Below are 11,485 nucleotides of genomic sequence, written 5' to 3' on the forward strand. Positions count from 1 at the left end.
AACCTTTCGTCCCGGGTGAGCCGCCCATTCTACATCCCTTTCTCTGTCCGTCAACACCTGCGGAAGAAGAATTTTCTGCCGTGGGAGTTGTCGGCCGAGGGGATCGAGCGACGGGCCGCGAATAGTAGAGACAGCGCCCGCGAATGACAAGCGAGCCCGGCCATTACTTCGACATAAAGGCGCTCAGCCTGCGACCAGCCTCACCCGCGCGAAGTTGCGCTTGCCGATCTGCAGCACGCCCTCGAAGCCCTCGCCGAACGAGCGCTGCGCATCCTCGGCCACTTCGCCGTCGATGCGCACCGCACGCTCCTTGAGCTTGCGGTTCGCTTCCGAATTGCTGGCGGCGAGCCCAGCGGCGGTGAGCAGTGCCGGTAAGCGCAACCCATCGGCCGGGACGATGATCTCGGCGAGAGGCAGCACGGAGGTGTCGCCTTCACCGCGCACCACCGCGTGCCAGCCGGCGATGGCCTGCTCGGCCGCAGAGGCATCGTGGAAGCGCGTGGCCAGCTCGCGTGCCAGCCGGAGCTTGGCGTCCCGGGGGTTGAGCGCGCCGCCCTCCACCTCGCGCTTCATGCGCGCCAAGGCATCGAGCGACACCTCGAAGCTGAGCAACTCGAACCAGCGCCACATCAGCGCATCGTCAATTTTCATGGTCTTGGTGACGATGTCGATGGCAGGCTCGTCGATGCCGATGTAGTTGCCGAGCGACTTGGACATCTTGTGCACGCCGTCCAGGCCCTCCAGCAGCGGCATCGTCAACACGACCTGCGGCGGCTGGCCATGGTGTTCCTGCAGCGCACGACCCATCAGCAGGTTGAACTTCTGGTCGGTCCCGCCGAGCTCCACGTCCGCACTGAGCGCGACCGAGTCGTAGCCCTGCACCAGCGGATAGAGGAACTCGTGGATGGCGATCGGCTGCTGCGCGGCGTAGCGCTTGGCGAAGTCGTCACGCTCGAGCATGCGCGCGACAGTGTGCTGCGCGGCCAGCTTGATCATGTCGGCAGCGGACATCTTGCCGAACCATTCGTTGTTGAAGCGCACCTCGGTGCGCTCGCGGTCGAGCACCTTGTAGACCTGGCTGGCATAGGTCTCAGCGTTCTTTAGCACGTCCTCGCGGCTGAGCGGCTTGCGGGTGACGTTCTTGCCGGTGGGATCGCCGATCTTTCCGGTGATGTCGCCGATCAGGAAGATCACCTGGTGCCCCAGGTCCTGGAACTGCCGCATCTTGTTGAGCAGCACGGTGTGCCCAAGGTGCAGGTCCGGCGCGGTGGGGTCGAAGCCGGCCTTGATTCGCAGCGGGCGGCCACTTTTCAGGCGCTCGGCCAGGTCTTCCTGCTTGATGATCTCGTCGGCGCCGCGGGCGATGGTCGCCAGCGCCTGCTCAAGCTCGTTCATGGGTGTCCTCTATCCAGATCGGTTGGACGGCGGCAACGGGCCGCCGTTCACAAAATGACGTTAATTGTGCGTTAATCAGAAAACCAGCGCAAATCCTTGAATGGAAAGGCGTTGACGCCCTTTATACGTGGCCGCTAAGGTACGGCGCCTGGGTACTTTGTAACGCGGGGCGAAGAGCATGGGTGAGGGCGAGCAGATCGCGCGGGCGGCGCGCAAGCAGGCTATCCGTCGCAAGGCGCAGCGCCGCCACATGCACTTCTACGAACGTTGCTCGCACTGGTCGTTCAGCCGCCACGGCGAAGGAGAGCCGATCAACTGGCATCGCGAACGCTGGGTGCTGGCCGGCACCGCGCTGCTGCTGACCGCCTTGTCCGGCATCTTCCTGCCCGCCTGGGCCAGCGCGATGCGGCCCGATCCGGAACCGGCCGTACATACCCTGCTCCCGCTCACCCTGCCCAAGGCGCCGGCCACGGCGATGCCCACGCCAGCGATGGAAGACTGGCACGTGGTGCAGGTGCAGCCTGGGCAGACGCTGTCGGACATCTTCAAGGACCAGGGCCTGAGCCTGACCGACCTGCAGCGCGTGATGGACGCGGCGGGGTCCGCCAAGGGCGCGTTCCATAATATCCGTCCGCACCAGGAATTCGATTTCCTGCTCGGCGGCGACGGCAGCCTGCAGGGCATCCGTTTCGACAAGGACGAGGCCAACCGCGCGGTCGTGCGCTTCGACGGCAGCCAGTCCACGCTGGCGGTGCAGCCGCGTGCGATGGAGACCCGCGAGCACGTCGCGCACGGCACGATCACCAGTTCGCTTTACGCCGCCGCGGCCAAGGCCGGCATGAGCCAGGCGATGGTTGGCAAGCTCGCCGACCTGTTCAAATACGACGTCGATTTCGTGCAGGACCTGCGCGAGGGCGACAGCTTCACGGTGATCTACGACGACGTCTACCGCGACGGCAGCTACTACGCCGAGGGCGACATCGTGGCCGCCGAGTTCGTCAACCAGGGACGCCGCTACACCGCCTATCGCTTCAAGAAGGCCGATGGCCGCTACGGCTGGTTCAGCGAGGACGGCCGTCCGATCCAGAAGTCGTTCCTGCGCATCCCGGTGGACTTCACCCGCATCTCTTCCACTTTCAGCGCCGCGCGCTTCCATCCCATCCTCGGCCGCATGCGCGCGCACAAGGGCGTCGATTACGCCGCGCCCACCGGCACCCCAATCCACGCCGCCGGCGATGGCGTGATCAAGTTCAAGGGCTGGATGAACGGCTACGGCAACTTCGTGGTGATCCAGCACAACGGCAGCATCAGCACCGCCTATGGCCACATGTCCCGCTTCGCCAAGGAGCGCGTGGGCCAGCATGTCGCCCAGGGCCAGGTGATCGGCTATGTCGGCATGACCGGCCTGGCCACCGGCCCGCATCTGCATTACGAGTTCCGCGTCAACGGCACGCAGCGCGATCCGCAGACGGTGACCCTGCCCAAGCCGCAACCCCTGCCGGCCGCGCAGCTGGCGCGCTTCGAAAGCCAGGCGGTACGTCCGCAGCTGGCGCGCCTGAAGGCCATGGACGCCAACATCAAGCTCGCCCAGGCTGGCTCGACCACGCGCAACGACGACTGACGGCCGCCGCGCTTGAGCGACGATGACGCATCGGCCCTCTATCTGGGCCTGATCTCGGGCACCAGCGCCGACGGCATCGATGCGGCGCTGGTATCCTTCGACCAGGGGCTGCCGCAGCTGCGCGCCTCGCTCACCTACCCGTGGCCCGACGCGCTGCGCCAGCGCGTGCTCTCCGTCGCGCAGGACCTGGCGCCTTTCGACCTGGATGCGTTTGGCCGGCTGGACGTTGCTGTCGGCCGCCACTTCGCCCAGGCGGCAAGCGCCCTGCTTCAAACCAGCGGTACGACACCCTCGCAGGTCCGTGCCATCGGGTCGCACGGCCAGACGGTGCGGCACCGGCCAGGCGGCGATGAACCCTTCACCCTGCAACTGGGCGATCCGACGGTGATTGCCGAGCACTGCGGTATCGACGTGGTCGCCGACTTCCGCCGCGCGGACGTCGCCGCCGGCGGTCAGGGCGCGCCGTTGCTGCCGGCAGTGCATGCCATGCTGCTCGGGCAGCCGGGCCGCACCCGTATCGTGCTGAACCTGGGTGGCATCGCCAACATCACCGTGCTGGAAGCCGGCGGCCGGGTAATCGGCTTCGACACCGGCCCGGCGAACGGCTTGCTCGATGCCTGGTGCCTGCAGCACCGCGGCGAGGCGTTCGACCGCGACGGCGCGTTCGCGGCCGCGGGCCAGGTCGACGCAGCGCTGCTCGATGCATTGCTGGCCGATCCCTACTTCTCGCTCGCTCCGCCCAAGAGCACCGGCCGCGAGCACTTCCACCTGGCGTGGTTACGGCGTCAGCCGCGCGCAGCGATGCTGGCGTCGGCCGACGTGCAGGCCACCCTGCTGGAGCTGACCGCGCGCAGCGTGGCCGACGCGGTCCGGACCTCCGCACCCTCGGCCGTCGACGTGCTGGTGTGCGGCGGCGGCGTCCACAATCCGCGCCTGATGAAGCGGCTGGTCCAATGCCTGGCCCCATGCCGGGTGGCCAGCACCGCAAGCTGCGGCATCGATCCGGATTTCCTGGAGGCAACCGCCTTCGCCTGGCTCGCCCGCCAGCGCATCCTGGGCCTGCCGGGCAATCTGCCCGCGGTGACCGGCGCGCGGGGCCGGCGGGTGCTCGGTGCGCTTTATCTGGCGCCGCGGGAATGACACCGCCGGCGCAACGACCGCCAACTAGCCCAGCGTGGATGCGCTCGACGGCGCCAGCTGCGTGGGCCGCGTGAGGGAGAGCGCCTGCAGGGCCTCCTGGAAAACCGCCTTCTCGGCCAGGTCCCATTGTCCGCCCAGCACCAGGCTGTTCGGGTCGAACAAGGTCTCGCTGGAGATCTGCCCGGCGGAGCTCAGGCCCAGGCCATGGCGCAGGGCATGCAGCACGACGTCGTTGATGGACCAGTGACGGTCCTTCGCGAGCGTCTTGATGCGCTCGGCCATCATGCTGTCGATATGGCGTATGACGAGGTCCGGCACGTGCGTCGCTCCGTGTCACGCATGCCCGATAGGCAAGGCATGGTTGCATAGATTCGCCATGTTTGCAGCAGCCGGCCGATGGGCTCTGCCGGGCCGATCACACTCCCGCAGGCACGGCTTGTTCTTCGGCACGGAAGCGGCGCCACAACGCGGCATATAGCAACATGGCCGGAATGAGCGCCAGCACGGTGAGCACGAAATAGCCGGCATAGCCGGCGGCCGTGGCGATACCACCGGCAAAAAAGCCCAGCAGCTTGCCGGGCAGGTTCACCAGCGAGCTCAGCAGCGCGTACTGAGTGGCAGTGTGCTGGCGGTTGACCAGCATCGACAGGAACGCCACCGTGGGTGGCCCGAGCATGCCCAGGGTGAGGTTCTCCGCCGAGATCACCAGGGTCAATACGGCGATATTGCCCGGGTGCGGGATCAGCGTCAGGTAAAGCAGGTTGCTGCAGCCGCACAGCACCACCGTGGCGCCCAGCGAACGCCACGCGCCCCAGCGCGCCACCGCCGCGCCGCCCAGGAACACGCCGACGATGCCGATCCAAACGCCGTAGATCTTGGTGATCGCGCCGATCTGCGTTTTGGAAAACTGCATGTCCCTGTAGAACGGGCTCATGATCCCGCCGATGGTGGCCTGCTCGGGAATCTTGAACAGCAGGATGAAGAGCAGGATCACGAGCGCCGCCTGGGCGCCGTAGCGGCGGAAGAAATCGACGAACGGATCGAGCACGCTCTCGCGCATGGCCGCGCGCCAGCTCGGCGGCCGCACCCGCAGCACGTCCGGCTCGCGCGCCAGCAGGGTGGTGGCCAGGGGAATGGCCATGGCGGCGGCCATCACCAGGTACACCACGCGCCAGGGCAAATGATCGGCCAGGATCAACGCCACCGCGCCGGCTAGCAGCAGGCCGATGCGATAGCCGAGCGCATAGGTCGCCACCAGCGCGCCCTGCGCTTCGGTCGGCGCGATCTCGATGCGGTAGGCGTCGATGGCCACGTCCTGAGTGGCGCCGAAGAACGCCACCAGCAAGGTCGCCGCCACGAACGGTGCCAGCTGCGCGGGTGTCAGCAGCGCCATCGCCAGCAGTCCTGCGGTCACGCACAGCTGGGCGAACAGCAGCCACCCGCGCCGCTGGCCCAGCCGGGCGAAACCCGGCAACCGCCAATGGTCCAGCAGCGGCGCCCAGAGGAACTTGAAGGCGTAGGTCATGCCGGCGCTGGCGATCATCGTGATGTCGACCAGCTTGATGCCGTTTTCCTTCAGCCAGTACGCCAACGTGCCGGCGACCAGCAGGAACGGCAGCCCCGAGGAAAACCCCAGCAACGCCATGGTGCCCGCCGCCGGTTGCGCGAACGCGCGCCAGATCGAGGGCTTGCGCGGCGCCGGTGCGCCCGGCTCAGTCGGCATAGTCGACCGTGTACGGCGCGTGGTCGGAGAAGCGCTGCTCGCGATAGACCGAGCACCCGCGCATGCGCTCGCGCAGCGAAGGCGTGCAGACCTGGTAGTCGATGCGCCATCCCACGTTGTTCTCGCGGGCGCGGCCGCGGTTGGACCACCAGGTGTACTCGACCGCTTCGGGCTTGATCGCGCGGAAGCTGTCGACCCAGCCGCGGGTGTGGAACAACAGGTCCAGCCAGGCGCGCTCGGCGGGCAGGCAGCCGGAGTTCTTCTGGTTGGAACTCCAGTTCTTGATGTCGTTCTTAGTGTGCACGATGTTCCAGTCGCCGCAGATCACGTAATCGCGCCCGCTGTTCAGCCATGCGTCGAAGATCGGCGAGAGAAAGTCCATCGCCTTGAACTTGAACTGCTGGCGCTCCTCGCCGGAGGAGCCCGAGGGCACGTACAGCGACACCACCGACAGGTTGCCGAAGCGCGCCTCGATGTAGCGGCCCTCGCAATCGAACGGTTCCCAGCCCAACTCCGTGAGCACCGCGTCCGGCTCGCGGCGCGCATAGATCGCCACGCCGCTGTAGCCCTTCTTGCAGCTGGCGTCACGGTAGAAGCAGTGGTGCCCGTCGGGACGGAACATCGCATCGGTGAGCTGGTCCTCCTGCGCCTTGGTTTCCTGCAGGCAGACCACGTCGGCGGCTTGCATACGCAGCCAGTCGAACACGCCCTTGCTGGCGGCCGAGCGGATACCGTTGGCGTTGAGCGTGATGATTCTCATGCGGTGCGGGCTCGTGGTGCGGGAAGCGATGGATAATAGCCACAAGCGCCCTCCGCCCGTCGACCTGTGAAAAACTCCACGATGCAACCCCATCAACGCGACTTCATTGAACTGGCGCTTTCGCGCGACGTGCTGCGCTTCGGCCAGTTCACCCTCAAGTCCGGGCGACAAAGCCCGTATTTCTTCAACCTGGGCCGCATCGATTCCGGCGCCGCGCTGGCGCGGCTGGGCGACGCCTACGCCGCCGCGCTGGTGCGTGCGGAGCTTCCCGTGGACATGCTGTTCGGCCCCGCCTACAAGGGCATCGCGCTGGCGGCTGCCACCGCCATCGCCCTGGCTACGCGGCATGGCCGCGACCTGCCGTGGGCGTACAACCGCAAGGAGGCCAAGGACCACGGCGAGGGCGGCGTGCTGGTCGGCGCGCCACTGAAGGGGCGCGTGCTGATCGTCGATGACGTGATGACCGCCGGCACTGCCGTGCGCGAGTCGCTGGCGCTGATCCGCGCGCACGGCGCCACGCCCGCCGGCGTGCTGATCGCGCTGGACCGCCAGGAGCGCGGCCAGGGTGAGTTGTCGGCTGCACAGGAAGTGGCGCACGACCACCGCATTCCGGTGATCGCCATCACCGGCCTGGACGAAGTGCTCGCCTATGCCGGCGAGCGTCCGGAACTGGCCAGCGAGCATGCCCGCCTGCTCGACTACCGCTCCCGCTACGGCGTCGGCCGGTGAGCATCCGTCGCCCGTGTGGCGACCGGCGTCACACGCGCGGGAGCGGCCTTCGTCCAGGCTTTAGGCAGCATCCGCACGATGGCTATACTGCCCGCCAGGAGGGGTATCCATGCGCAAGTCCGTTTCTGCCGCCGCCATCGCCTTGGCGACAGTCCTGACCGCCCACGCCCAGAGCAGCGGCATCCGCTACCACTGGCGCGACGGCAAGGGTCTCTCGCATTACAGCGATAGCCTCACCGCCGATGCGATGAAGTTCGGCTACGACCTGGTCAACGACCAGGGCATGGTGGTCCGCCACGTCGAGCGCCAGCTCAGTCCCGAGGAACGCGCCGCGGCCGACAAGGTGGCCGCCGAGCAGGCCGCCCAGCAGCGTGCGGAAGATGCGCGCAAGCGCGCCGATCTGCAGATGCTCAACGCCTTCGGCGACGAGACCGCGCTGAAGCAGGCGCAGCAGGAAGAAATCGCCGCGATCGACCAGCAGATCAATACCACCCGCATCAACCTGCGCAGCCAGGAGAAGGCGCTGGCCGATCTGCTCGGCCGCGCGGCCGAACTGGAGCGCGACAAGAAGCCGGTCCCCAAGTACCTGGCCGACAGCATCGGTGAACAGCGCAACGTGGTCGCCACCCAGCACGCGGCGCTGGAACGCCAGCAGGACCACCGCGACGAGGCCCAGAAGCTGGCCGCGCAGCAGCTCGATCACTACCGCGCGCTGAAGAAGGCACAGAACGAACAGCGCCAGTAAGTCCGTGCACCTCGCAAGATGGGCCCAAGCCCACCTTGCGGGGGCTGCGCAGGAAAGGCTTCAGCCCACGACCTGCGTTTTCGTCAGAACGGCAGCTTCAGGCCCGGATCGATCAGGAACAGCTGCTCGCGGAACGCCTGTTGGATGCGCCTGAGCGCCGCCGGGTTGTCCGCGTCGAAGCGCAGCACCAGCACCGGCGTGGTGTTGGACGCGCGCACCAGGCCCCAGCCGTCCGGCCAGTCGGCGCGCACGCCGTCGATGGTGACCAGGGTGGCGTCGCCGAAGCTGGCCTTTTCCTTGAACTTCTCGATGAAGCGGTAGTGCTCGCCCTCGGCCAGCTCGATCTTCAGCTCCGGCGTGGACACCCCCTTCGGGCAGGTGGCGAAGATCTCTTCCGGCGTGCGGCCCTCGATGTCGCCGGCGAGGATCTCCAGCAGCCGCGCGCCGGCGTAGATGCCGTCGTCGAAGCCGAACCAGCGTTCCTTGAAGAAGAAGTGGCCGCTCATCTCGCCGGCCAGTTCCGCCTGCGTCTCGCGCATCTTGGCCTTGATCAGCGAGTGGCCGGTGCGCCACATCAGCGGGCTGCCGCCAGCCTCCAGCACCTGGCCCTTCAGATGCCCGGTGCACTTGACGTCGTAGATGATCGTGGCGCCCGGCTGGCGCGAGAGCACGTCGCGCGCGAACAGCATCAGCAGGCGGTCGGGGAAGATGATCTCGCCTTCGCGCGTGACCACGCCCAGGCGGTCGCCGTCGCCGTCGAAGGCCACGCCGAGGTCGGCGCCGGTCTGGCGCACGGCGTGGATCAGATCTTCCAGGTTGTGCGGGTCGGAGGGATCCGGGTGGTGGTTGGGGAAGGTGCCGTCCACCTCGCAGTACAACGGGATGATCTCGCAGCCGATGCCCTCCAGCACCTGCGGTGCCACCGCGCCGGGAATGCCGTTGCCGCAGTCGACCACGACCTTCAGGCGGCGCTCGGCCTGCACGTCGGAGGTGATCCGCTCGATGTAGTCCGGCACGACGTCCACGTGGCGCAGGCCGCCGTGGCCGCCGTCCTCCAGCGCGCCGCTGGCGATGCGCTGGTACAGGTCCTGGATCGCGCCCTCGGACAACGTCTCGCCCCCGACCACGATCTTGAAGCCATTGTAGTCCGGCGGGTTGTGGCTGCCGGTGACCGCCACGCCGCTGCCGGTGTTGAAGCGGTAGGCGGCGAAATAGACCACCGGGGTCGGCACCGCGCCCACGTCGATGACGTCGATGCCCGCCTCGCGCAGGCCGTCGGACAGCGCGCCGGCCAGTTCCGGACCGGACAGCCGCCCATCGCGCCCGACCACGATCTCCGACAGCCCCTTCTCGCGCATCAGCGTGCCGATCGACTGGCCCAGCAGGTGCGCCACCCGCGCGGTGAGCGTCTTGCCGACCACGCCGCGCACGTCGTAGGCGCGGAAGATGCTCGGATCGACCGCATCGGCGGGACTGGCCGTGGGCGGCGTGGCTGCGGCACGCACCACCGGCGGGGCCGGCTGGAGCTTGGCTGGAATGACGTCTGACACCATGATCTCCTTGGGTTGAAGCTCTCGGCGCGCGGGCGATCGTCCACGCAGCCATAGCAGGTACAGGCCACCGCCGATGCACGCCAGCGCCAGCAGCGCTGCCAGCGGCCAGAGGCGCGGCAACAGGATGAAGGCACCCGGAAGTGCGGCGCCCACGCTGAAGCTGCTGCCGGGCACCGGTGCGGCGTCGCCTTCCGGTTCGGCCGACGCCGTGCCGCGCGAAAGCAGGCTCAGCGCACTGCGATCGTCGCCCTGGCGCAGGTCGATGCGGCCATTACCGGGCGCAATGGACTCGAAGCGCTGTTGCAGCGGCGTGAACGGCAGTTCCACCCAGGCCCAGGCCAGCGGCCGCGTTGCCGGCCCCAGCGGCTGCACCACGCTCAACCGCCGCTCGCCATTGACCACCACGGTCTGCAACGGCAGGTTGCCGTCGCTGGTCTGCGCGGCCATCAGCTGGGCCGCCTTGGCGTAGCCGAATTCGCGGTAGTTGGCGTGCAGCACCTCGTCCAGGCTTGCACTGTAGACGTTCACTTCCAGCGCGCCGGGAAGCCTGGCGCGCAGCGTGGCGGCCAGCTGCGCACGGTCGCCCTGCGCGGCGGCAGGATCCACCGCGGCGACCGCCTGCGCGACTCGGCTGCGTTCGGCGGTGATCTCGGTCGCCAGCGACTGCACAGCCTGCCGCTGTGCCGCATGCACGCGCGCCACCTGGCCGCTTTCGCTGGCGATCAGCCAGGTCTGCCAGGCGCAGAACAGGCCCAGCAGCAACAGCACGGTGGCACCGGCGAGCGGCAACAGCCGGCGCCATGCATCTCCTGCGATGATCGTTCTTGCCATCTCGCCCCCAGCCGCCTGCAGCAGCTTCAGTTGATGCCCGTCGAACCAAACCCTCCGGTGCCGCGGTCGGACGGCGCGAACTCCGTCACCACGCGCAACCGCGCCTGCGTCACCGGCACCAGCAGCATTTGCGCGATGCGGTCGCCCACGCCGATGGTGTAGGGCGCGCCGGCGCGGTTCCAGCAGGAAATCATCAGCGGTCCCTGATAGTCGGCATCGATCACGCCGACCAGGTTGCCCATCACCAGGCCATGCTTGTGGCCCAATCCCGAGCGCGGCACGATCAGTGCGCACCAATGGGGATCGCCGATGTGGATGGCGATGCCGCTGGGCACCAATGCGCTTTCGCCCGGTGCCAGGGTGAGCGGGGCGTCGATGGCCGCGCGCAGGTCCATGCCGGCGCTGCCGGCGGTGGCTGACTCGGGCAGCGGGATGGTGTCGCCCAGGCGCGGGTCGAGGACCTTCAGCTCGATGTCGATCATGCGCGCGCCGCCCGGTAGCGCTGGGCGACGCACTCGACCAGCCGCGCGGCCAGTTCGCATTTGGAGGCGCGCGGCAGTTCCTCGCCGCCGCCGGGCCAGTACACGCTGAGCGCGTTGTCCTCGGCCTCGAAGCCCAGGCCTTCGCCGACGCGATTGGCGGCGATCATGTCCAGCCCCTTGCGGGCGAGCTTGCCCTGCGCGTAGCTCGCCACATCGTGGGTTTCGGCAGCGAAGCCGACCAGGAACGGACGCGCTTCGGCGGCGGCCAGCTCCATCAGGATGTCCGGGTTCTCCGCAAGCTCCAGCACCAGCGGCGTGCCCTCGTGCTTCTTGAGCTTGCGCGGCGCCGCCTGGACCGGGCGATAGTCGCCCACCGCGGCGGCGCCGATGTAGATGTCGGTCCCGCGCGCCTCGCCCAGCACCGCCTCGCGCATCTGCGCGGCGCTGCGCACGTCCACGCGGCGCGCCACGCCGGCGGGCGTGGCCAGGCTGACCGGGCCGGCGAC

11 protein-coding genes are annotated in these 11,485 nt (G+C 68.1%); 4 read left to right on the forward strand and 7 right to left on the reverse strand.

The genetic code is table 11. The annotated features are described in order from the left end of the window. Positions 1 to 183: 183 nt before the first annotated feature. Positions 184 to 1,395, reverse strand: a complete 1,212-nt coding sequence (gene tyrS, locus HOQ08_RS01125) for a tyrosine--tRNA ligase (protein ID WP_291190316.1) — start codon at positions 1,393 to 1,395, stop codon at positions 184 to 186. Positions 1,396 to 1,573: 178 nt separating this feature from the next. On the opposite strand from tyrS, the gene HOQ08_RS01130 reads away from it, so the two are divergent. Then, the gene (locus tag HOQ08_RS01130) at positions 1,574 to 3,016 is read left to right on the forward strand and encodes a peptidoglycan DD-metalloendopeptidase family protein (protein ID WP_291190318.1); all 1,443 of its coding nucleotides are present in this window, start codon (positions 1,574 to 1,576) and stop codon (positions 3,014 to 3,016) included. Positions 3,017 to 3,028: 12 nt separating this feature from the next. Beyond that, entirely contained in the window at positions 3,029 to 4,156 is a 1,128-nt protein-coding gene (locus HOQ08_RS01135) for an anhydro-N-acetylmuramic acid kinase (protein WP_291190320.1), read from the forward strand. A gap of 24 nt (positions 4,157 to 4,180) precedes the next feature. Here the strand turns inward: HOQ08_RS01135 and HOQ08_RS01140 are convergent, their stop codons facing one another. The 3 genes from HOQ08_RS01140 to HOQ08_RS01150 form a co-directional block, all read right to left on the reverse strand. Further along, complete coding sequence (locus HOQ08_RS01140) at positions 4,181 to 4,474, reverse strand: hypothetical protein (protein WP_291190322.1); 294 nt, start codon at positions 4,472 to 4,474, stop codon at positions 4,181 to 4,183. A 97-nt stretch (positions 4,475 to 4,571) separates the two neighbouring features. Next, entirely contained in the window at positions 4,572 to 5,801 is a 1,230-nt protein-coding gene (locus HOQ08_RS01145; protein ID WP_343203801.1) for an MFS transporter, read from the reverse strand. 67 nt (positions 5,802 to 5,868) lie between these two features. Continuing rightward, on the reverse strand, positions 5,869 to 6,639 hold the full coding sequence (locus HOQ08_RS01150) for an exodeoxyribonuclease III (protein ID WP_291190326.1): 771 nt from the start codon (positions 6,637 to 6,639) through the stop codon (positions 5,869 to 5,871). Positions 6,640 to 6,720: 81 nt separating this feature from the next. Here HOQ08_RS01150 and pyrE point away from each other — a divergent pair, with 81 nt between their 5' ends. Together pyrE and HOQ08_RS01160 are read left to right on the forward strand one after the other, a co-directional pair. Continuing rightward, on the forward strand, positions 6,721 to 7,368 hold the full coding sequence (pyrE, locus tag HOQ08_RS01155) for an orotate phosphoribosyltransferase (RefSeq protein ID WP_291190328.1): 648 nt from the start codon (positions 6,721 to 6,723) through the stop codon (positions 7,366 to 7,368). 109 nt (positions 7,369 to 7,477) lie between these two features. Continuing rightward, the gene (locus tag HOQ08_RS01160; RefSeq protein ID WP_291190331.1) at positions 7,478 to 8,113 is read left to right on the forward strand and encodes a DUF4124 domain-containing protein; all 636 of its coding nucleotides are present in this window, start codon (positions 7,478 to 7,480) and stop codon (positions 8,111 to 8,113) included. An 83-nt stretch (positions 8,114 to 8,196) separates the two neighbouring features. On the opposite strand, the gene HOQ08_RS01165 is transcribed toward HOQ08_RS01160, so the two are convergent. The 3 genes from HOQ08_RS01165 to HOQ08_RS01175 form a co-directional block, all read right to left on the reverse strand. After that, a complete protein-coding gene (locus HOQ08_RS01165; protein WP_291190334.1) occupies positions 8,197 to 10,497 on the reverse strand; it encodes a phosphomannomutase/phosphoglucomutase in 2,301 nt (766 codons plus the stop codon). 26 nt (positions 10,498 to 10,523) lie between these two features. Next, positions 10,524 to 10,979 carry a dUTP diphosphatase gene (dut, locus tag HOQ08_RS01170; protein ID WP_291190337.1) on the reverse strand — a complete coding sequence of 152 codons (456 nt, stop codon included), beginning with the start codon at positions 10,977 to 10,979 and terminating at the stop codon, positions 10,524 to 10,526. Then, positions 10,976 to 11,485, reverse strand: a 510-nt coding sequence (locus tag HOQ08_RS01175; RefSeq protein ID WP_291190340.1) for a phosphopantothenoylcysteine decarboxylase, incomplete at its 5' end; no start/stop codon positions are given. The genes dut and HOQ08_RS01175, both read right to left, overlap by 4 nt.

Source organism: Frateuria sp. (genome assembly GCF_013362045.1).
Lineage (GTDB): Bacteria > Pseudomonadota > Gammaproteobacteria > Xanthomonadales > Rhodanobacteraceae > Frateuria_A.